This is a genomic window from Nonomuraea sp. B19D2, assembly GCF_040137845.1.
Lineage (GTDB): Bacteria > Actinomycetota > Actinomycetes > Streptosporangiales > Streptosporangiaceae > Nonomuraea.
Map to the genome: position 1 here is coordinate 1 of NZ_JBEFAK010000164.1, position 529 is coordinate 529.

General features: G+C 58.6%; 1 rRNA gene. It reads right to left on the bottom strand.

Going from position 1 to position 529, the window contains the following annotated elements:
- Positions 1–310 precede the first annotated feature (310 nt).
- Positions 311–529 (bottom strand): 16S ribosomal RNA (locus tag ABN273_RS59300); the annotation flags it as partial.

A 529-nucleotide genomic window follows, 5' to 3' on the forward strand; every position in this document is an offset into this window, starting at 1 on the left:
AAAACTTGGCCACAAAGATGCTCGCGTCCACTATGCAAATCTCAAACAACAAACAGCAAACCAGCTCGCGCCCCAAAACCATTGAAGCGTCCGCTGGCCCTGTCTCCGAAGAACCGGTCGCCCGTTCTTTCAGGACCCAACAGTGTGTTCAGACTCGAACCGAAACCCCGACAACCCCGTTCCCACTCCACTGTCACCAGCGGCGGTACTAACGGCCCGGCACTCCGGTCCAACTGACTAGCCAGTGCTCCACTAGTGAGCTGTCACCCCACCGGTCGTACGCCGGTGAAAGGTGAAAGTAGCTCCTTAGAAAGGAGGTGATCCAGCCGCACCTTCCGGTACGGCTACCTTGTTACGACTTCGTCCCAATCGCCAGCCCCACCTTCGACCGCTCCCCCCCATACGGGTTGGGCCACGGGCTTCGGGTGTTGCCGACTTTCGTGACGTGACGGGCGGTGTGTACAAGGCCCGGGAACGTATTCACCGCAGCATTGCTGATCTGCGATTACTAGCGACTCCGACTTCATGG